The organism is Ramlibacter paludis (assembly GCF_022012305.1).
Classification (GTDB): domain Bacteria; phylum Pseudomonadota; class Gammaproteobacteria; order Burkholderiales; family Burkholderiaceae_C; genus Ramlibacter; species Ramlibacter paludis.
In genome coordinates this window covers 142,551-161,835 of the sequence record NZ_JAKLTM010000009.1, presented here as the reverse complement: position 1 = coordinate 161,835, position 19,285 = coordinate 142,551, and the positions used below count along the sequence as shown (strand labels likewise).

Sequence of the window (19,285 nt, the reverse complement as noted above, 5' to 3'; positions counted from 1 at the left end):
CGTACGCTCGAACTTACCTTTTGCCATTTTTTCGACTCCGAAAAAAAACGATCACTAACCAATTCTTGGTGCCCTTGGCGGGAATCGGACCCGCGACCTCTCCCTTACCAAGGGAGTGCTCTACCACTGAGCCACAAGGGCGAAATTCTTCGCCAACTGCCGATGAACCGATGGAGCCGCGATGGAGCGGGAAGCGGGAATCGAACCCGCGTCATTAGCTTGGAAGGCTAAGGTTCTACCATTGAACTACTCCCGCATCGGGAACACGTTCAAGGCGTCCCAGGCCGACACAGGCGCCACCAACTCATCAATTCACCACATTCGCCAAGACCCCAGGAACAACCTGGAAGCCTGGTGGAGGAGGCTGGATTCGAACCAGCGTAGGCGTAAGCCAACAGATTTACAGTCTGCCCCCTTTAGCCACTCGGGCACCCCTCCGGCGAGCCCAAGACTATAGCACGGTTCGGACAGGCGGTCGGCGTACAGGCTCACGTCATCCTTCTTTGCTACCGTGCTGGAGATATGCGAATGCTCAACCTGGCCCTGCAGGGCGGCGGCTCCCACGGCGCCTTCACCTGGGGCGTGCTCGACGCCCTGCTGGCCGATGGCCGGATCCAGCCGGAAGGGCTGAGCGGCGCCAGCGCCGGCGCGGTCAACGCCGTGGCCCTGGCCAGCGGCTGGGCCACGGCCGAGGCGGCCGGACGCGATCCCCGCGAAGGCGCCCGGGCCGCCCTGCGCCAGGTCTGGGAACGCGTCACCGCCCTGGGCAGCCTGGGCGTCTTGCAGCAGCAGCTGACCCGCATGCTCTGGGGCGGGCTCGAATTCCCCGCGGTTTCGCCCTACCAGAGCAACCCGCTCGGCCTCAACCCGCTGCGCGACCTGCTGAACCAGGAGATCGACTTCCACGCGATCGCCGCGCATCGCGAGCTGAAGGTCTTCGTTTCGGCGACCCACGTGCACACCGGCAAGGCCGTGGTGTTCACGGGACGGCAGCTGGACGCCAGCGCCGTGATGGCGTCGGCCTGCCTGCCGATGCTGTTCCAGGCGGTCGAGATCGACGGCCAGCCCTACTGGGACGGCGGCTTCTCGCTCAACCCGCCGCTGTCGCCCCTGATCAGCCAGTGCCGCACCGCCGACCTGATGCTGGTGCAGATCAACCCCTTGAACCGCGGCGAGACGCCCCACTCTTCGCCCGAGATCCGGGACCGGGTGAACGAGCTGATGTTCAACGCCAGCCTGCTGACCCAGATGCGCGCCATCGACTTCATCAACCGCCTCATCGCCGACGGCGCCGTGGCACACGACCAGTGCAAGACGGTGCGGGTGCATCGCGTCGATGCGGGGCAGTCGCTGGATGCGTATCCGAGCTCCAGCCGCGCGACCGCGGACGGCGCGATGATCGCGAAGCTGTTCCAGGCCGGCAGCGAAGCCGGCCAGGCGTGGCTGCAGCGGCACTACGCCGCCATCGGCCATCACGCCACGGTCGACATCCGGCACGACTACCTGGACGACACCCGCATGGAAGTGCCGCGGTCGCCGCGCAGCCCCCAGGGCTGGAGGTTCCGGCCCTGGCTGGGACGCCTGTTCCGCCAGTCGCGTCCTTGAGGCGCCTACAGCAGGCGGGAGTCCACCGGAAACACCCCGGTCACGCCGCGCTGCGCCAGCCACTCGCGCGCCTGCGCGAAATGGCCGCAGCCCAGGAAGGGCACGGGCGGCCGCCGCGCGGACAAGGGGGACGGATGGTTCGCCTGCAGCACCAGCACCTCGCGTCCATGCGAGCGCGCCGTCGCTTCGATCAGCGGCGCCTTCGCCTGCGCATGCGCGCCCCACAGCAGGTACACGCAGGGCGTCGCGGTGGCGGCGACCAGCGCCAGCAAGCGGTCGGTGAGCGCCTCCCAGCCCTTCTTCGCATGGCTGGCCGGCTGGCCCTGCTCCACCGTCAGGCACGCATTGAGCAATAGCACCCCGTGCCGCGCCCAGTCCACCAGCGAACCGCTGGCAGGCTGGCAGCCCAGCTCCTGGAAGATGTTCTTCAGCGAAGGCGGCAGCTTCACGCCCTCCGCCACCGAGAAGGCCAGGCCCTCCGCCTGGCCGGGCCCGTGGTACGGGTCCTGCCCCAGGATCACGGCATGCACGCTCGCCAGCGGCGTCAGGGACAAGGCCCGCAACGGCTGCGGCGGATAGATCACCGCGCCGGCGGCAATGCGTTCGCGCAGGAAGCCGGCCAGCTGCCGCCCTTGCGGGCTGGCGAGGAAATCGGCGACCGCCTCCTGCCAGCCTTCCGCCAAGGGCCACTGGTCCGGCGTCCAGGCGCGCAGCTGGTCCATCAGCCTTCGAACAAGGCGGCCAGCGCTTCGCCGGGATCCTTGGCGCGCATGAAGGCCTCGCCGACCAGGAAGGCATGCACGCCGGCCGCGCGCATCTTCTTCACGTCGTCCACGCCCAGGATGCCGGACTCCGTGACCAGTAGATTGTCCTGGGGCACGTCCGCCAGCATGCCCAGCGTCGTATCCAGGCTCACCTCGAAGGTGCGCAGGTTGCGGTTGTTGATGCCCACCAGCGGCGTCTTCAGCTTCAGCGCGCGCTGCAGTTCGTCGCGGTCGTGCACCTCCACCAGCACCGCCATGTCGAGGCTGCGCGCGATGTTCTCCAGCTCCACCATCCGGGCGTCGTCCAGGCAGGCGGCGATCAGCAGGATGCAGTCGGCGCCGAGGGCGCGCGATTCGTAGACCTGGTACGGGTCCACCATGAAATCCTTGCGCAGCACCGGCAACTCGCAGGAGGCGCGCGCCTGCTTCAGGTAGTCCCCGCTGCCCTGGAAGAACTGGCGATCGGTCAGCACCGACAGGCAGGCCGCGCCGTTCTCGGCGTAGCTCTGGGCGATGTCGGCCGGCTCGAAGTCCTCGCGCAGCACGCCCTTGCTGGGGCTGGCCTTCTTGATTTCGGCGATGACGGCGGCGCCGCCGGCGGCGATCTTCGCGCGCAGCGCCCCCTCGAAGTCGCGCGTCAGCACGCGGCTGAAGGCGTCGTCGCGCACGGCTTCCAGCGACTTGCGCTTCTTCGCCGCCGCCACTTCCTCGCGCTTGACCGCGACGATCTTGTCCAGGATGTCCGACATGGTGTTCAGGCTGCCAGTTTCTTGCTGGTCGCCACCAGCTGTTCGAGTTTCGCCTTGGCCGCGCCCGATTCCAGCGCAGCGCGCGCCTTGGCGATGCCTTCGGGAATGTCCTTGGAGACGTTGGCCGCATACAGCGCGACGCCGGCATTGAAGACGACGATGTCGCGCGCGGCGCCCGCCTGGTTGTCCAGCACCTGGCGCAGCATGGCCAGCGATTGCTGCGGCGTCTCCACCTTCAGCGCGCGGTTGCTGGACATCGGCAGTCCGAAGTCCTCGGGATGGATCTCGTACTCGGTGATCTCGCCGTTCTTCAGCTCGCCCACCAGCGTGGCGGCGCCCAGGCTCACTTCGTCCATGCCGTCGCGGCCGTAGACCACCATCGCATGCTCGGCGCCCAGGCGCTGCAGCGCGCGCACCTGGATGCCCACCAGGTCGGGGTGGAACACGCCCATCAGGATGTTGGGCGCGCTCGCCGGATTGGTCAGCGGGCCGAGGATGTTGAAGATGGTGCGCACGCCCATCTCCTTGCGCACCGGCGCCACGTTTTTCATGGCCGGGTGGTGGTTGGGCGCGAACATGAAGCCGATGCCGACCTCGTCAATGCACTTCGCGATCTGTTCCGGCGACAGCGCCAGGCTCACGCCCAGCGCCTCGATCACGTCCGCGCTGCCGCTCTTGCTGGAGACGCTGCGGCCGCCGTGCTTGCTGACCTTGGCGCCGGCCGCGGCCGCGACGAACATCGAGCAGGTGGAGATGTTGAAGGTGTGCGAACCGTCGCCGCCGGTGCCGACGATGTCGACCAGGTGCTTCTTGTCGGCGACGTGGACCTTGGTGGAGAACTCGCGCATCACCTGCGCGGCTGCGGTGATCTCTCCGATGGTCTCCTTCTTCACGCGCAGGCCGGTGACGATGGCCGCCGTCATCACGGGCGACAGTTCGCCGCCCATGATGAGCCGCATGATGTGCAGCATCTCGTCGTGGAAGATCTCGCGGTGTTCGATGGTGCGCTGGAGCGCTTCCTGGGGGGTGATGGGCATGGCAAGGCTCCTAGCGCGAAGAAGGGTTGTCGGTGAAGGCCAGCTTGAGGCCGAAGGCAATGAACATCGCTCCGGCGGCGCGGTCCAGCCAGTGCATGCCGCGCTGCACGGCGCCGTGGCGCGCCATCCAGGCCGCGGCCACGGCCCAGCCCGAGTTGACGGGAATGCTGTTGATGTTGAAAAGCGTGCCGAGCAGCACGAAGGCCAGCGCCTTGTTCGGCGCTTCCGGCGCGATGAATTGCGGCACGAAGGCAAGGAAGAAGATCGCGACCTTGGGGTTCAGCACGTTGGTGAGGAAGCCGCCGCGGAAGATCACTCCCAACGGCTTGTCTTCGTAGGGTGGGTTCGCCGCAGGCGACCCCACCGCACCCGCTCCGGCCTTGGCCCCCAGCAGCTTCACGCCCATCCACAGCAGGTAGGCGGCGCCCGCCCACTTCAGCGCCGTGAACGCATGCGCCGAAGCCGCCATCAACGCGCTCACTCCGACCGCTGCCGCGAACACGTGGACGAAGCAACCGGCCGTGATCCCCAGCCCCGCGACCACGCCGGCGCGCACGCCGGAGCGCAGCGCGTTGCTGACGATGTAGAGCACGTCCGGCCCGGGGGTCAGGTTCAGCAGCAGCCCCGCGGCGATGAACAGCACCAGGTGTTGTGCATCCGGCATGGGCGCTCCTAGGCCTTGAAGAAGGCGCGGATGGCCGTGACGGCGCGATCGATGCCGGCGGCATCGACGTCCAGGTGCGTCGCGAAGCGCAGGCGGTACAGGCCCGTCGCCAGCACGCCTTGCTCTTTCAGGAACGGCAGCAGCTGCGCCGAACGCTCGCGCGCAGGACCCACGAGGTCGACGAACAGGATGTTGGTTTGCGGCGCCTCGACCTGCAGGCCCGCGATGCCGGCCAGGCCCTCGGCGAGCCGCCGGGCCAATGCGTGGTCCTCGGCCAGCCGATCGACGTGGTGGGCCAGCGCGTAATCGGCCGCCGCGGCCAGCACGCCGGACTGGCGCATCGCGCCGCCTGCCATCTTGCGGATGCGGCGCGCGCGGATGATCAGGTCCTTGGAACCGCACAGCGCCGAACCGACGGGCGCGCCCAGTCCCTTGCTGAAACAGACCGACACGCTGTCGAAGTTGCGCGCAATGCGGCGCGCTTCGCTGCGCGCATCGCCGCCGGCGGCTTGCGCCACGGCCGCATTGAACAGGCGCGCGCCATCGAGATGCGTGGCCAGGCCCTTGGACCGGGCCAGCGCCGTCGCCTGCTCGAGATAGGCCTGCGGCAGCACCGCGCCGCCCAGCGTGTTCTCCAGCGCCAGCAGCCGCGTGCGCGCGAAGTGCGGATCGTCCGGCTTGATGGCGGCCTCGATGTCCTTCAGCGCCAGCGTGCCGTCGGCCTGGTGCTCCAGGGGCTGCGGCTGCACGCTGCCGAACACCGCCGCGCCGCCGCCTTCCCAGCGGTAGCAGTGCTGCATCTGGCCGACGATGTACTCGTCGCCGCGCTGGCAGTGCGCCAGCACGCCGCACAGGTTGCTTTGCGTTCCGGTCGGCACGAACAGCGCCGCCTCGAAACCGAGCATCCCGGCGATCTTCTCCTGCAGCGCGTTGACGCTGGGGTCGTCGCCGAACACGTCGTCGCCCAGGGGCGCCGCGGCCATTGCCGCGCGCATGCCGGCGGTCGGCTGGGTGACGGTGTCGCTGCGCAGGTCGACGGGCTTCATGCTTTCTGCTCCAGGAAGTTCTTCAGCATCGCGTGGCCGTGTTCCGTCAGGATCGATTCCGGATGGAACTGCACGCCCTCGATGGCGAGTTCCTTGTGCTTCACGCCCATGATCTCGCCGTCGTCGGTCCAGGCCGTGACCTTCAATTCCTTCGGACAGCTTTCCCGTTCGATCGCCAGCGAGTGGTAGCGGTTGACGGTGAACTTCTCCGGCAGGCCGGCGAACACGCCTTCGCGCGTCGTCGTGATGTCCGAGGTCTTGCCGTGCATCAGTTGCTGCGCGCGAATGATCCTGCCGCCCAAGGCCGCGCCGATCGACTGGTGCCCGAGGCAGACGCCGAGGATCGGCAGCTTGCCGGCGAAGTGCCGGATCGCCTCGACCGAAATGCCAGCCTCCGCGGGCGAGCACGGGCCGGGCGAGATCACGAGCCGATCCGGCTTGCGTGCGGCGATCTGTGCCACCGTGATCTCGTCGTTGCGAAACACTTCCACCTCCGCGCCCAGCTCACCGAAGTACTGGACCAGGTTGTAGGTGAAGCTGTCGTAGTTGTCGACCATCAGGAGCTTCATGCCTCGACCCTCGCTTTGTGCATCAGGCGGTGCACGCCCTTGACCACGGGAAACACGTTGAAGTTGATCAGCAGGCCCAGGCTCAGGCCCGACAGGCGCAGGGCGGCGAGGGCTTCGGCGCGGTGCTGCTCGCTGGTGGAATCGGCGGCCTTCACCTGCACCAGCACCGCATGCTCCACGATGAAGTCGGCACGCTGCACCGCGCCCAGCGGCTTGCCCTTGTATTCGGCGCTCAGCGACACGTCCTGCGTGAAGCCGATCTCGCGCTCGCCCAGCTCGATGGCCAGGGCCGCGGCATAGGCGGCCTCGGGCAGGCCGGTGCCCAGGACGCGCTGCACCTCGACGGCGGCGCCGATGATCTCGTGCGAAAAGTCGTCGGCGGGCTTCATTCGAGCCCCTCCTCGACCAGCTCGCTTGCCCGCAGCAGTGCACGCGCCTTGGCCTCGGTCTCTTTCCATTCCAGTTCCGGCACCGAGTCGGCGACGACGCCCGCCGCTGCCTGCACGTAGAGGTTGCCGTCCTTGACGATGCCGGTGCGGATCGCGATGGCGACGTCCATGTCGCCGGCATAACTGAGATAGCCGCAAGCCCCGCCGTACAGGCCGCGCTTGTTCGGCTCCAGCTGGTCGATCAGCTCCATCGCATGCACCTTGGGCGCGCCGCTCAGCGTGCCCGCGGGGAAGGTCGCCTTGAGCACGTCCATGTTGCTCATGCCGTCCTTCAGGATGCCTTCGACGTTGCTCACGATGTGCATCACGTGGCTGTAGCGCTCCACCGCGAAGGCTTCGGACACCTTCACCGTGCCGGTCTTGGCGATGCGGCCGATGTCGTTGCGGGCCAGGTCGATCAGCATCACGTGTTCGGCCCTTTCCTTCGGGTCGGCGATCAGCTCCTGCTCCACGGCCTTGTCGATGTCCGGGCTGGCGCCGCGCGGACGGGTGCCGGCCAGCGGACGGATCGTGACCTTCTGGCCCTCGGGCGTCTGCTCCTGCCGCACCAGGATCTCCGGCGACGCACCGACCACGTGGAAGTCGCTGCCGGCCGCGCCGCTGAAGTTGTAGAAGTACATGTAGGGGCTGGGGTTCAGCGAACGCAGCGCCCGGTACAGCGACAGCGGCGACTCGGTGTAGCGCTTCTTGATGCGCTGGCCCACCTGCACCTGCATGAAGTCGCCGGCGGCGATCAGCTCCTTGGCCTTTTCCACCGCCGCCAGGTAGTCCGCCTTGGCGAATTCGCGTTCCGCCGGGAAGGTCTCGGTCTGCTTCACCACCGGGGCGCTCACCGAGTACTTCAACTGCTCCTTCAGCTCGCGCAGGCGCTTCTTGCCGTTGGCGAAGGCCTCCGGCTTGCCGGGGTCGGCATAGACGATCAGGTACAGCTTGCCCGAGAGGTTGTCTATGACCGCCAGCTCCTCGCATTGCAGCAGCAGGATGTCCGGGCAGCCCAGCGTGTCGGGCGGGCAGGACTTCTCCAGCTTCTTCTCGATGTGGCGCACCGTGTCGTAGCCGAAGTAGCCCGCCAGGCCGCCGCAGAAGCGCGGCAGGCCCGGGCGCAGGGCGACTTTGAAGCGCTTCTGGTAGGCCTCGATGAAGTCCAGCGGGTTGCCGCCGGCCGTCTCCACGACCTGGCCGTCGGTGACGACTTCGGTCTTCGCATCCGCGCCGAAGCCGCTGGAACGCAGGAAGGTGCGCGCCGGCAGGCCGATGAAGCTGTAGCGGCCGAAGCGTTCGCCGCCCACCACGGACTCCAGCAGGAAGCTGAGCTTGCCGCCACCCTTGGCATGGGCCAGCTTCAGGTAGAGCGATAAGGGGGTTTCAAGGTCCGCGAAGGCTTCCGCGATGAGCGGAATGCGGTTGTAGCCCTGCTGGGCAAGGCTTTTGAATTCGAGTTCGGTGATCAAGGGGTGAGCCTCCACAAGCTCGGCGGCGCTGTCTCAGGCCGCGGGATCCGGGAATGCCTCGGCAGGCCGAGGCGCGGGGCACGGGCTGCCCCGTGCGGTCAGGTGCGCACTTGGACAGGCTTGCGCCAGGGCCAGGCTCCCCGGTCGCTGCAACCTGTGATCGTCGTGCGGTGGATGAACATAAAGCGCGGCCAGTCTAGCAGACAGTTCCGGCTGGACTGGTCAAGACCAATCCTGGTACTTCGGCATACCAACAAACCCTGTTGCGCTGGACCGGCGGTATTTGCGACAATTTGTAAATTAGAACGATCGTTCTTTTCCCCAGGAGCTCCTGCGATGCGTGCAAAACACTGGTTCCTCGCCTGCCTGCTGGCCACCGCCGGCGCAGCCCATGCCGACGTCACCCTCGCCGGCGTGAAATACGAGGAAGTCTCCGAGATCCGCGGCGCCAAGCTGCAGCTCAATGGCGCGGGCATCCGCTACAAGGGACCGTTCAAGGTCTACGCGGCGGGCCTCTACGTCACCAAGAAGTCGAACACGCCGGAAGACGTGTTCGCCACGCCCGGCGCCAAGCGCATTTCCGTCACCATGCTGCGCGACATCGACACGGGCGAACTGTCCAAGCTGTTCATCCGCGGCGTGGAGGACAACCTCGACAAGGCCTCGTTCTCCAAGCTGATTCCCGGCTTGATGCGCATGAGCCAGATCTTCAGCGAGCACAAGCGGCTCAACAGCGGCGACACCTTCTCGCTCGACTGGGTGCCGGGCACGGGCGCGGTGGTGATGCTCAAGGGCGTGCCGCAGGGCGAGCCCTTCAAGGAGCCGGAGTTCTTCAATGCGCTGCTGCGCATCTGGCTGGGTCCGGCGCCCGCGGACTGGAAGTTGAAGGAATCGCTGCTGGGCAAGCAGGCCTGAGTTACTTGGCCTTCGCAGGGTGGGTTCGCGCCAGCGACCCCACCATCTCTGCCACTTCCACGAGCGAGTCGACGTAGCCATCCGCATCCACACCGCGGACCGGCTCGCCATGGTTGTACCCATAGGTCACCAGCACCACCGGACACCCTGCGGCCCGCGCCGCGGCGGCGTCGTTGCTCGAGTCGCCGATCATCAAGGTGCATGAAGGCGAGGTGCCCAGCGCCTCGCAGGTCTTCACCAGCGGCAGCGGGTCGGGCTTCTTGCGCGCGAAGGCATCGCCGCCGAACACCACCTCGAACTCCGCCCCCAGTCCCTTCACCCGCAGCAGCTCGCGCGCGAATTCGGTGGGCTTGTTGGTCAGGCAGGCCAGGCGCAGGCCGGCGGCGCGCAAGCGCGCGATGCCTTCGGGCACGCCGGGATAGACCTGGGAGCGCTGGCCGTTCAGCCCGCGATAGACGCGCTGGTAGATCTCCCAGGCTTCTTCGTACAGCGCCGCCGGCGCGCCGACGTGCGCCAGCGTGGACTGGATCAGGTGTTCCGAGCCCTTGCCGATGAAGCCTTCCACCACGGCCACCGGCACCGGCGGCCTTCCCAGCTGCGCCAGCATCGCGTCGAGCGCGGCGCTGAAGTCGCCGAGCGTGTCCACCAGGGTTCCGTCGAGGTCGATGATCGCGGCTTGCATGCGGCGAGCATAACGGCGGCGCCCCATGAAAAAAGGCCAGGGCGCGCACGCCCTGGCCCCGGGAGGCACGGCCGGTTCCTAGCGGCCGCTCTCTTCCTCCTGACTGGTGACGGGCGCCGCGCCCGTCTCTCCCAACGCATGCGCCCCGCGATTCGCACCCGAGACCTCGCCGCCCTTGCGGCCGGCCGCCCGCGCCTCGTCGGAATCGAATTCATGCGCGGTGCCGCGCTGGTGCGCCACCTTGCCGCCCTTGCTGCCGGCCTGGCGCGCTTCCTCGGCCGTGAACTCGTGGGCCGTGCCCCGCTGGTGCGCCGCGCGGCCGCCATGGCTGGCGATCTCGCGCTGGCGCTCGGGGTCCATCGAGGCGAAGCCGCGGCCGATCGAGCGCACGGGTGCGTCGCCGCCTGGCTGTTTGTCCTCGCTGCTCGTTGCCATCGCATCTCCCAAGACGTCACCGGTCCTGCCGGTCGATGGCCCATTGAGCCGTCGGACGGCGACGGACACAGTAGTCTGCGGCGTGAATGCTCTGTAGGAGAGGACTTCCGTTGCGCTGCGGCTAGGCCGGCACCTGCTCCAGCATGGCGCGGCTCCAGTGGCGATGCCTGGCGATCGCGGCAATGAAATCCTGAGCCGTCTGCAGGCGCGTGGTCGGCTCGTTGGTCGCGAGCACCACGCCCGCCGGCGGCGGCGCGTCTTCCGGGATGCCGGCCAGCTGCAGCAGGCGCTGCGACTCGCCGATCAGGCACAGCGCCTTGCAGTGCTTGAACGCTTCCAGCACGAAGTGCACCGCGTCGCCGTTCTTCGCCAGCGCTTCCGCCGCCGCGGCCCCGCCCGGCACCAGCACCGCATCGAACATCACCGAAGGCATGTTCTGGAAGGTGTAGTCCACCGGCACCTGCTGGCCCGACGAGGAAGACACCGTGCCCAGGTGCGGTGCCACCACCTTGCAGGTCGCGCCGGCATCGATCAGCGCCTGCTGGATCACCTTGTACGCGCCCAGTTCGGCGCCGGCGCCCACCAGCACCGCGACCTTGCGCGTGAGGATGGTGTTGCCGTTCGTTTCCATCGACAGCGAGGGCGCCGCTTCCAGCAGCGCCTTGGCGCGCTGTTCGCGAAACCCGGGACGGCCTGCGGCCGCCCTGGCATCCGGCGGCGCGATGCCCAGCGGCTCGGCCACCTTGCGCGCCAGCCGCGCATCCACGTGCGCGAGGTTGTCGACGATGCGCTGGCGGATCGCCGGAATCTCCACCTTCGACAGCTCGAACTGGAAGGCCGCGATGATGTGCTCCTTCTCGGCCGCGCTCTGGCTGTTCCAGAACAGCGTGGCCTGGCTGAAGTGGTCGTCGAAGGTCGGGCTGCGGCGCCGCACCTTCGGCGACTCCATCTCTTCGGCAAAGCTCTGGAAGCCGCCTTCGCCGCCGTCGACGCGGAACTCGGAGCCGTTGCCCAGCGTGTTCGGCTCGTACGACACGCGCGACTTGTTGATCAGCATGCGATGCATGCCGTCGCGCTGGAAGTTGTGGAAGGGGCAGGCGCCGCGGTTGATCGGCAGTTCGTGGAAGTTCGGTCCGCCCAGCCGCGACAGCTGCGTGTCCGTGTACGAGAACAGGCGGCCTTGCAGCAGCGGGTCGTTGGTGAAGTCGATGCCGGGCACCACGTGGCCGGGATGGAAAGCCACCTGCTCCACTTCGGAGAAGAAATTGTCCGGATTGCGATTGAGGACCAGCCGCCCCACCGGCGTGATCGGCACGATCTCTTCCGGCACCAGCTTGGTCGGGTCGAGCAGGTCGAAGCCCAGCTTGGCGGCGCGGTCCGCGTCCATCAGCTGCACGCCCAGTTCCCACTCGGGGAAGTCGCCACGCTCGATGGCCTCCCACAGGTCCTTGCGGTGGTAGTCCGGGTCCTTGCCGGCGATCTTCTGCGCTTCGTCCCAGGCCAGCGCGTGCTTGCCCAGCTTGGGCTTCCAGTGGAACTTGACGAAGTGCGCGACGCCGCGCGCGTTGATGAAGCGGAAGGTGTGGACGCCGAAGCCTTCCATCATCCGGTAGCTGCGCGGAATGGCCCGGTCCGACATCAGCCACATCAGCATGTGCGAGCTCTCGGGCATCAGCGCGATGAAATCCCAGAAGGTGTCGTGCGCGCTGGAGGCCTGCGGCATCTCGTTGTGCGGCTCCGGCTTGATGGCATGCACCAGGTCGGGAAACTTCATCGCGTCCTGGATGAAGAACACCGGGATGTTGTTGCCCACCAGGTCGTAGTTGCCTTCGCGCGTGTAGAACTTGACGGCGAAGCCGCGCACGTCGCGCACGGTGTCGGCGCTGCCACGCGAACCCACCACGGTGGAGAAGCGCACGAACACCGGCGTGCGGCTGCCCACTTCCTGCAGGAAGTCGGCCTTGGTGTACTCCACCAGCGGACGCGTCAGCTCGAAGTAGCCGTGCGCCGCCGCGCCGCGCGCATGCACCACGCGCTCGGGAATGCGCTCGTGGTCGAAGTGGGTGATCTTCTCCCGCAGGATGAAGTCTTCCAGCAGGCTGGGGCCGCGCACGCCGGCCTTGAGCGAGTTGTGGTTGTCGGGCAGCACCACGCCCTGGTTGGTGGTGAGCAGGTTCTCGAGACCCTGTGTGGAGGCTTCCAGTTGCTTCTGGCGGCTGCTGACGGCGTCACCAGCCTTGGATTTGCGTGCGCCCTCCGTGCGGGACGAGGCCATGGGGGAGTACTCCAGGGGAAAGTGGGGGGCGCCGGGGCGCGGGAACGGGGAAGGGGGAAGCTGCCGCCGTGCGGTCAGCCGAGGTCGAGCACGGCGTCGAGGCCGCGGGCCAGGGCGGTCAGCGCGAGCGCGGCAACGCCGGCGGCGACAAGCCACGTCAACCACTCCGGAACAACAGGGGCGATTTCCATCCGCTTCTCCTTCGGCTTCGACTCGGGTCCCGCATTGGAGCGCGCCTCATCCGCAGCAACCGTAGCCCTGCAGCGGGCGCATTTGTGGGTGCAAACCGCCATGCCCTGTAGGAGATGTCCGACCCGCGCACGCGGGTTCGGCGGACGGCGCGGGGCCCCAGTCCTACTGCCGCTCAGCGATGGATGGGCGAGGATGAAGCATGACCCAGACCACCGACAACCGCAGCCCCGACGGCGCCCGGCCCGCGCGCAACGACACCGCCTCGGCGCAAGGCGAGCGCCAGGCCATCCGCCCGCGCACGCCCAACGAGCACGACGAGTCCGCCGACAGCCAGTCGCGCGAGGAGGCGAGCCAGCGCTCGGTAGGCAAGGCCGCGCTGGACGACCTGAAGCAGGGCCACCAAGACACCAGCAAGCACCAGGAAACGGACGCGGCCTACGACCGCGTGGTCGGCCACGAGAAGAAGTAGCGCGCGCTACTTCAGCGCCGCGCGCATCCCGTCGATCACGCCCTTGTAATCCGGCTTGCCGAAGATCGCGCTGCCCGCCACGAAGGTGTCGGCGCCGGCCGCCGCCACGCGGGCGATGTTGTCGCCCTTGATGCCGCCATCCACTTCCAGCCGGATGTCGCGGCCGCTCGCATCGATGCGCTTGCGCGCCGCCTCGATCTTGCGCAGCGCCGAGTCGATGAAGCCCTGGCCGCCGAAGCCCGGGTTCACGCTCATGATCAGGATCAGGTCGATGTCCTCGATCACCCAGTCCAGCACGTCGAGCGGCTGCGCCGGGTTGAAGGTGAGGCCCGCCTTCACGCCCTTGGACTTGATCGCCTGCACGCTTCGGTGCACGTGCGAGGACGCGTCGGGATGGAAGCTGATGTAGTCGGCGCCGGCTTCGGCAAAGGCCTGCGCCAGGGCGTCGACCGGCTGCACCATCAGGTGCACGTCGATCGGCACGGCCTGGCCGCTCGGGGTTTTCGCGTGGGGCTTGAGCGCCGAGCAGATCATCGGGCCGAAGGTCAGGTTCGGCACGTAATGGTTGTCCATCACGTCGAAGTGGATCCAGTCGGCGCCCGCCGCGATCACGTTGCGGACTTCCTCGCCCAGCCGCGCGAAGTCGGCCGAGAGGATGGACGGGGCGATGCGGTAGGTCGGGCGCGTGCTCATGCCCGGATTGTCGCGCAGGCGCGGGGTAGTAGCATTGCCCCATGGCCAAGTACGCGCTCCGCGTCGAAGTCCAGCCCCAGTACCTGCCCGAGCAATCGGCGCCGGCGCAGGGCCTGTACACCTTCGCATACACGATCACCATCTCCAATTCCGGCGACGTGCCCGCCCAGCTGATTTCGCGGCACTGGATCATCACCAACGAACTCGGCGAGATCGAGGAGGTCAAGGGCCTCGGCGTCATCGGCCAGCAGCCCCTGCTGAAGCCGGGCGAGTCCTTCGAATACTCGAGCGGCTGCCGCCTGCGCACGCCCAGCGGCACCATGCAGGGCAGCTATTTCTGCGTGGCCGAGGACGGCGAGCGCTTCGAGGTCGAGATCCCGCTGTTCGTTCTCGACGACGGCAGCCGCCGCGTCCTGCATTGAGCGGGGGAAGGCCCCATGGATGAAGTGATGGCCATCTGGGCCGAGTGGGTACGCCCCTCGGCCGGGCTGCCCACCGTGCAGTGGTCGCTGCTGCTGGCGGTGGCCGCCGCCGCGGGCCACCTGCTGCAGCGCCACACCGGCCTGCCCAAGGTGGTGGGTTATTCCATCGTCGGCACGCTGGCCGGCCTGGCCGGCTTTTCCGGCGCGGTCTGGCCCTTGCAGGGCGTCGCGCTGTTCCTGCTGGAACTGGGCGTGTCGGTGGTCCTCTTCGAATCCGGCGGCCGCATCGCGCTGCGCTGGTTCCGCCACAACCCGATGGTGCTGCTGCAAAGCCTGCTCGAGTCGGTGTTCACGGCGCTGGCGGTGTACTACGTGCTGCGCTGGCTCGACGTGCGCGCCAACGTCGCCGAAGCGGTGGCGCTGATCGCGATGGCGGCCTCGCCGGCGGTGCTGAGCCGCGTGATCATGGACACGCGCGGCGCCGGCCCGGTGACCGAGCGCGCCATGGTGTTGTCGACGCTGAGCACCTTCTACGCGATGACGCTGGTCAGCGCGCGCGTGGGCTTGCTGCATCGCGGCGTCGAGGGCGAACTCCAGGCCACGCTCTATCCGGTGTTCGTGGTGCTCGGCATCTCGATCGTGGTCGGCGCCGTGCTGGCGCTGGCCCTGCGCTCGGCCTTGCGCGTCATGAGCCCGACCAGCGAGAACACCTCGATCCTGTTCATCACGCTGATCGCCGCCGGCACCGCGCTGGCCGCGCATTTCGGCGGCTCCGCGCCGCTCGCAGCGCTGCTGGCCGGCGTGCTGCTCAAGCAGCTGCAGCCCCGCCCCTGGGCCTGGTCGCGCCAGCTCGGCACCGCGGCCTCGCTGCTGACCATGCTGATGTTCGTGCTGGTCTCGGTGGTGGCGGCCAAGGCCGACTGGAATCCGGCCGTCACCTGGCTGGTGGCTGCGCTGGTGATCGCCCGCGGCCTGGCCAAGATCGCCGGCATCTCGCTGGCCAACTTCGGCAGCGGCACCACCTGGCGCCAGGCCCTCTGGACCGGCTGCGCGATGGCGCCCATGTCCTCGATCGCGCTGCTGCTGGTGTCGCAGTACGTCACCGCCTCCATCACGCTGGGGCCGCGCGTGGCCAGCATCGCGCTGCCCGCCATCCTGCTGATGGAGATCCTGGGCGCCGTGATCGCCACCATCGCCATCCACCGCAGCGGCGAAAGCCACCAGCCCGTGGCCACGCCGCAGCCGAACTGGCAGCCGGGAGAGCAGCGTGGATGAACGCGTGGAACCGGTGCTGCTGCAGCAATCGCAGCCGCCCGAGCCGCCGCCGCAGCTGGAACCGTTCCAGCAGTCGGCCGCGCTGTCGCTGGGCGTCGAGCTCGAGCTGCAGCTGGTGAACACCCACGACTACGACCTGGCGCCCTATTCCGACGAGATGCTGCGGCTGATGGCGAAGATCCCGCTGCCGGGATCGGTGGTGCCGGAGATGACCTCGAGCATGATCGAGATCTCCACCGGCGTCTGCCATTCCAGCAACGAGGTGCTGGGCCAGCTCGCCCAGATCCGCGACGCGCTGGTGCGCTGCGCCGACAAGCTGAACATCGCCTGCGTGGGCGGCGGCACGCACCCTTTCCAGCAGTGGCACGAGCAGCGCATCTACGACCGGCCGCGCTTCCGCCAGCTGTCGGAGCTGTATGGCTACCTGTCCAAGCAGTTCACCATCTTCGGCCAGCACGTGCACGTCGGCTGCCCCGACGCCGACAGCGCCCTGCTGATGCTGCACCGGATGTCGCGCTACATCCCGCACTTCATCGCGCTGTCGGCCAGCTCGCCCTTCGTGCAGGGGCAGGACACGCAGTTCGATTCGGCGCGGCTGAATTCGGTGTTCGCCTTCCCGATGTCCGGGCGCGCGCCCTTCACGCTGCACTGGGAAGAATTCGCGAAGTGGTTTGCCAAGAGCACGCGCACCGGCGTGGTCAAGAGCATGAAGGACTTCTACTGGGACATCCGGCCCAAGCCGGAGTACGGCACCATCGAGATCCGCGTCTTCGACACGCCCCTGACGGTGGAACGCGCGGCGGCGCTGTCCGGCTTCGTGCAGTCGCTGGCTTCCTGGTTCCTGAACGACCAGCCCTTCGTGCCGCAGGAAGACGACTACATGGTCTACACCTACAACCGCTTCCAGGCCTGCCGCTTCGGGCTGGAAGCGGTGTACGTGGAGCCTGCCACCGGCGAGCACCTGCCGCTGCGCGAACACATCGCGCTGACGCTGGAGCAGATCGCGCCGCACGCGCAGGCGCTCGGCGCCGCCGGCTCGATCGACATGCTGCGCCGCTCGGCCGAGGTGGCCCGCAACGATTCGCGCTGGCTGCGCGAGACCAACGCGCGCGAGCAGCTGCTGGCGGAGATGGTCCGGCAGGCGGCGGAGCGTTTCCGCGGGCGCGGGTAAGCTCAGGCCGATGGGCGAGTTCGACCTCATTGCACGCTACTTCACGCGGCCGGCGCGGCGCAGCCCGCTGGGCGTGGGCGACGACTGCGCCTTGCTGCAGCCGCAGCCGGGCATGCAGCTGGCGGTGTCGACCGACCTGCTGCTGGAAGGCCGCCATTTCCTGTCGACGGTGGACCCGCGCCGCCTCGGCCACAAGGCGCTGGCCGTGAACCTGAGCGACCTGGCCGCCTGCGGCGCCAGCCCGCTCGCCTTCACCCTGGCGCTGGCCCTGCCGCGCGTCGACGAGCCTTGGCTGGCGGCGTTTGCCGAGGGCCTGTTCGCGCTGGCCGATGCCCACGACTGCGAACTGGTCGGCGGCGACACGACGCGCGGACCACTGGCCATCAACATCACCGTGTTCGGCGAAGTGCCGACCGGGCAGGCCTTGTTGCGCTCCGGCGCCCGGTCCGGCGACGACGTCTGGGTCAGCGGAACACTGGGCGATGCGCGGCTGGCGCTCGAAGCGTTTCGCGGCACCGTCTCCTTGCCGCAGGACATCTTCGATGCCGCGCGCTTGCGGCTGGAACAGCCGACGCCACGCGTCGCCCTCGGCCTGGCCTTGCGCGGCCTCGCCACCGCGGCCATCGACCTGAGCGACGGCCTGGCCGGCGACCTCGGCCACATCCTCGCGCGTTCCGGCGTCGGCGCGACGCTGGAAGCCGAGCGGCTGCCGACCACCCACGCATTGGACCTGGTGCTGAACGCCGGCGACGACTACGAACTCGCCTTCACCGCGCCTGCCGCGCGGCGTGCCGAGGTCGAAGCCGCCGGCCGCCACGCCAACACGCCGGTCAGCCGCATCGGCCGCATCGAAGCCGCGCCCGGCCTGCGGGTCGTCGACGCGCAAGGCCGCCCGGTGGACGTGCGCGCGGCCAGCTTCGACCACTTCGCCTGACATGCGCCTGCTCCGCTTCGTGCTCCTGCTGGCCGCGTTGGCAGGCTTCGGCCACCTGCAGGCCGCCACCTTCCGCGGCGTCGTCAGCCACGTCACCGACGGCGACACGCTGTGGGTCAAGCCGGGCGGCCGCGGCGAGGCGGTGGAGATCCGGCTGGTCGACCTCGACGCGCCGGAGAACTGCCAGCCCTTCGGGCCGCAGGCCAAGCGCGCGCTTTCCGCGCTGGTGCTGCACCAGACGGTGACCGTGCGCACGCGCGGCACGGACGACTACCAGCGCACGCTGGCGCAGATCAAGCACAAGGGCCGCGACGTCGGCGCCTGGTTGGTGCGCGAGGGCCACGCCTGGTCCGGCACCTTCAAGGGCAAGCACGGTCCTTACGCGGCGCTGGAGGCGCAGGCGCGCGAAGCCCGCCGCGGCCTCTGGGCCAACAGCGACGCCATGGAGCCGCGTCACTTCCGCCGCCGCAACGGGCGCTGCACATGAGCGTCGCGCGTCCCGGCTTCCGCTTCCTCAACGCGCATCCGGCCCACTGGGTCGCGCTCGGCTTCGGCAGCGGCCTGGCCCCGCTGGCGCCCGGCACCATCGGCACGCTGTGGGCGTGGCTGGCATGGCTGGTGCTGCAACTGTGGCTGCCGCCCCTGGCGCTGGCCTTCGTGGTTGCCGCCTCCTGGCCGCTCGGCTGGTGGGCCTGCACCGTCACCGCGCGCAACATGGGCGTGGCCGACCCGTCCAGCGTCGTCTGGGACGAGGTCGCGGCCTTCTGGCTGGTGCTGTGGCTGGTGATGCCGGCCGGCTGGATCGGCCAGCTCGCCGCCTTCGGCCTCTTCCGCTTCTTCGACGCCGTCAAGCCCGGCCCGGTTGCCTGGGCCGACCGCAACTTCAAGGGCATGGGCTGGCGCGGCGGATTCGGCATCATGATCGACGACCTGGTGGCGGCCTTCTGCACGCTGCTGGTCATCGCCGCCTGGAGACGCCTGTGGTGAACACTTCCCTGTGCGAGCAGCTGGCCGCCAAGCTGCTGGAACGTGGCTGGATGCTGGCCACCGCCGAAAGCTGCACCGGCGGCCTGATCGCGGCCGCCTGCACCGAACTCAGCGGCTCCAGCAACTGGTTCGAGCGCGGATTCGTCACCTATTCCAACGAAGCCAAGACCGAGCTGCTCGGCGTCGACGCGGACCTGATCGCGCAGCACGGCGCGGTGAGTGAAGTGGTGGCGCGCGCGATGGCCTTCGGCGCCATCCGCCATTCGAAGGCCCGGGTCAGCGTGGCCGTGACCGGTGTCGCCGGCCCCACGGGCGGTAGCGCGGAAAAGCCGGTGGGCACGGTCTGGTTCGGCTTCCAGGTCGACGGCCAGCTTTCCAGCGAGACCCGCCGTTTCCCCGGCGACCGTGCAGCAGTGCGCAGTGCCACCGTGGACCACGCCTTAAGAAGGTTGCTGGAACTGCTGGGCCAGGGCAAGAATGGCACCTCATGAGGTGAGGTGC

General features: G+C 68.5%; 22 protein-coding genes and 3 tRNA genes. 10 read left to right on the top strand and 15 right to left on the bottom strand.

The window, feature by feature from the left end:
* Positions 1-66: 66 nt before the first annotated feature.
* The 3 genes from LZ009_RS23625 to LZ009_RS23615 form a co-directional block, all read right to left on the bottom strand.
* A tRNA-Thr gene (locus tag LZ009_RS23625) sits at positions 67-141 on the bottom strand.
* Positions 142-182: 41 nt separating this feature from the next.
* A tRNA-Gly gene (locus tag LZ009_RS23620) sits at positions 183-256 on the bottom strand.
* Positions 257-352: 96 nt separating this feature from the next.
* A tRNA-Tyr gene (locus tag LZ009_RS23615) sits at positions 353-438 on the bottom strand.
* A 90-nt stretch (positions 439-528) separates the two neighbouring features.
* On the opposite strand from LZ009_RS23615, the gene LZ009_RS23610 reads away from it, so the two are divergent.
* Positions 529-1,605, top strand: a complete 1,077-nt coding sequence (locus LZ009_RS23610) for a patatin-like phospholipase family protein (protein ID WP_346730776.1) — start codon at positions 529-531, stop codon at positions 1,603-1,605.
* 5 nt (positions 1,606-1,610) lie between these two features.
* Here LZ009_RS23610 and LZ009_RS23605 read toward each other — a convergent pair whose 3' ends face one another.
* Genes LZ009_RS23605 through trpE form a run of 8 tightly spaced genes read right to left on the bottom strand, consistent with a single transcriptional unit; the run spans position 1,611 to position 8,334 of the window.
* The gene (locus LZ009_RS23605; protein ID WP_275700448.1) at positions 1,611-2,327 is read right to left on the bottom strand and encodes a uracil-DNA glycosylase; all 717 of its coding nucleotides are present in this window, start codon (positions 2,325-2,327) and stop codon (positions 1,611-1,613) included.
* Positions 2,327-3,118 carry an indole-3-glycerol phosphate synthase TrpC gene (gene trpC / locus LZ009_RS23600; RefSeq protein WP_275700447.1) on the bottom strand — a complete coding sequence of 264 codons (792 nt, stop codon included), beginning with the start codon at positions 3,116-3,118 and terminating at the stop codon, positions 2,327-2,329. The genes LZ009_RS23605 and trpC overlap by 1 nt, the downstream gene beginning before the upstream one ends.
* A gap of 5 nt (positions 3,119-3,123) precedes the next feature.
* Positions 3,124-4,155, bottom strand: coding sequence for an anthranilate phosphoribosyltransferase (gene trpD, locus LZ009_RS23595; RefSeq protein WP_275700446.1), 1,032 nt, complete (start codon positions 4,153-4,155; stop codon positions 3,124-3,126).
* 10 nt (positions 4,156-4,165) lie between these two features.
* The gene (locus tag LZ009_RS23590; protein WP_275700445.1) at positions 4,166-4,819 is read right to left on the bottom strand and encodes a LysE family translocator; all 654 of its coding nucleotides are present in this window, start codon (positions 4,817-4,819) and stop codon (positions 4,166-4,168) included.
* Positions 4,820-4,827: 8 nt separating this feature from the next.
* A complete protein-coding gene (gene ltaE / locus LZ009_RS23585; protein WP_275700444.1) occupies positions 4,828-5,865 on the bottom strand; it encodes a low-specificity L-threonine aldolase in 1,038 nt (345 codons plus the stop codon).
* Positions 5,862-6,434, bottom strand: coding sequence for an anthranilate synthase component II (locus tag LZ009_RS23580; RefSeq protein WP_275700443.1), 573 nt, complete (start codon positions 6,432-6,434; stop codon positions 5,862-5,864). The genes ltaE and LZ009_RS23580 overlap by 4 nt, the downstream gene beginning before the upstream one ends.
* A complete protein-coding gene (locus LZ009_RS23575) occupies positions 6,431-6,823 on the bottom strand; it encodes a GxxExxY protein (protein WP_275700442.1) in 393 nt (130 codons plus the stop codon). The genes LZ009_RS23580 and LZ009_RS23575 overlap by 4 nt, the downstream gene beginning before the upstream one ends.
* Positions 6,820-8,334, bottom strand: a complete 1,515-nt coding sequence (gene trpE, locus LZ009_RS23570) for an anthranilate synthase component I (protein ID WP_275700441.1) — start codon at positions 8,332-8,334, stop codon at positions 6,820-6,822. The genes LZ009_RS23575 and trpE overlap by 4 nt, the downstream gene beginning before the upstream one ends.
* 336 nt (positions 8,335-8,670) lie before the next feature.
* Here trpE and LZ009_RS23565 point away from each other — a divergent pair, with 336 nt between their 5' ends.
* Positions 8,671-9,249, top strand: a complete 579-nt coding sequence (locus tag LZ009_RS23565; RefSeq protein ID WP_275700440.1) for a chalcone isomerase family protein — start codon at positions 8,671-8,673, stop codon at positions 9,247-9,249.
* Between the two features lies 1 nt (position 9,250).
* Here LZ009_RS23565 and LZ009_RS23560 read toward each other — a convergent pair whose 3' ends face one another.
* The 3 genes from LZ009_RS23560 to LZ009_RS23550 form a co-directional block, all read right to left on the bottom strand.
* The gene (locus LZ009_RS23560; protein ID WP_275700439.1) at positions 9,251-9,931 is read right to left on the bottom strand and encodes a phosphoglycolate phosphatase; all 681 of its coding nucleotides are present in this window, start codon (positions 9,929-9,931) and stop codon (positions 9,251-9,253) included.
* Positions 9,932-10,009: 78 nt separating this feature from the next.
* Positions 10,010-10,366 (bottom strand): KGG domain-containing protein, encoded by a 357-nt coding sequence (locus tag LZ009_RS23555; RefSeq protein ID WP_275700438.1) that lies wholly within the window; start codon positions 10,364-10,366, stop codon positions 10,010-10,012.
* A 121-nt stretch (positions 10,367-10,487) separates the two neighbouring features.
* Positions 10,488-12,641 (bottom strand): catalase, encoded by a 2,154-nt coding sequence (locus LZ009_RS23550; RefSeq protein WP_275700437.1) that lies wholly within the window; start codon positions 12,639-12,641, stop codon positions 10,488-10,490.
* A gap of 391 nt (positions 12,642-13,032) precedes the next feature.
* Between LZ009_RS23550 and LZ009_RS23545 the strand changes: the two genes are divergently transcribed.
* Entirely contained in the window at positions 13,033-13,302 is a 270-nt protein-coding gene (locus tag LZ009_RS23545; protein ID WP_275700436.1) for a hypothetical protein, read from the top strand.
* A gap of 6 nt (positions 13,303-13,308) precedes the next feature.
* Here LZ009_RS23545 and rpe read toward each other — a convergent pair whose 3' ends face one another.
* Positions 13,309-13,995, bottom strand: a complete 687-nt coding sequence (gene rpe, locus LZ009_RS23540; RefSeq protein WP_275700435.1) for a ribulose-phosphate 3-epimerase — start codon at positions 13,993-13,995, stop codon at positions 13,309-13,311.
* A 41-nt stretch (positions 13,996-14,036) separates the two neighbouring features.
* On the opposite strand from rpe, the gene apaG reads away from it, so the two are divergent.
* The 7 genes from apaG to LZ009_RS23505 are packed head-to-tail and all read left to right on the top strand — an operon-like array spanning position 14,037 to position 19,275.
* On the top strand, positions 14,037-14,417 hold the full coding sequence (gene apaG, locus LZ009_RS23535; protein ID WP_275700434.1) for a Co2+/Mg2+ efflux protein ApaG: 381 nt from the start codon (positions 14,037-14,039) through the stop codon (positions 14,415-14,417).
* A 15-nt stretch (positions 14,418-14,432) separates the two neighbouring features.
* Positions 14,433-15,692 carry a cation:proton antiporter gene (locus LZ009_RS23530; protein WP_275700433.1) on the top strand — a complete coding sequence of 420 codons (1,260 nt, stop codon included), beginning with the start codon at positions 14,433-14,435 and terminating at the stop codon, positions 15,690-15,692.
* 19 nt (positions 15,693-15,711) lie between these two features.
* A complete protein-coding gene (locus LZ009_RS23525; protein WP_430300414.1) occupies positions 15,712-16,863 on the top strand; it encodes a YbdK family carboxylate-amine ligase in 1,152 nt (383 codons plus the stop codon).
* 10 nt (positions 16,864-16,873) lie between these two features.
* Positions 16,874-17,797: a thiamine-phosphate kinase gene (thiL, locus tag LZ009_RS23520; RefSeq protein WP_275700432.1), complete on the top strand. Its 924-nt coding sequence runs from the start codon at positions 16,874-16,876 to the stop codon at positions 17,795-17,797.
* Between the two features lies 1 nt (position 17,798).
* Positions 17,799-18,284, top strand: a complete 486-nt coding sequence (locus LZ009_RS23515) for a thermonuclease family protein (protein WP_275700431.1) — start codon at positions 17,799-17,801, stop codon at positions 18,282-18,284.
* Positions 18,281-18,784 (top strand): phosphatidylglycerophosphatase A family protein, encoded by a 504-nt coding sequence (locus LZ009_RS23510; protein ID WP_275700430.1) that lies wholly within the window; start codon positions 18,281-18,283, stop codon positions 18,782-18,784. The genes LZ009_RS23515 and LZ009_RS23510 overlap by 4 nt, the downstream gene beginning before the upstream one ends.
* The gene (locus LZ009_RS23505; protein WP_430300413.1) at positions 18,781-19,275 is read left to right on the top strand and encodes a CinA family protein; all 495 of its coding nucleotides are present in this window, start codon (positions 18,781-18,783) and stop codon (positions 19,273-19,275) included. Before LZ009_RS23510 ends, LZ009_RS23505 begins: the two co-directional genes overlap by 4 nt.
* The last annotated feature ends 10 nt before the right edge of the window (positions 19,276-19,285 follow it).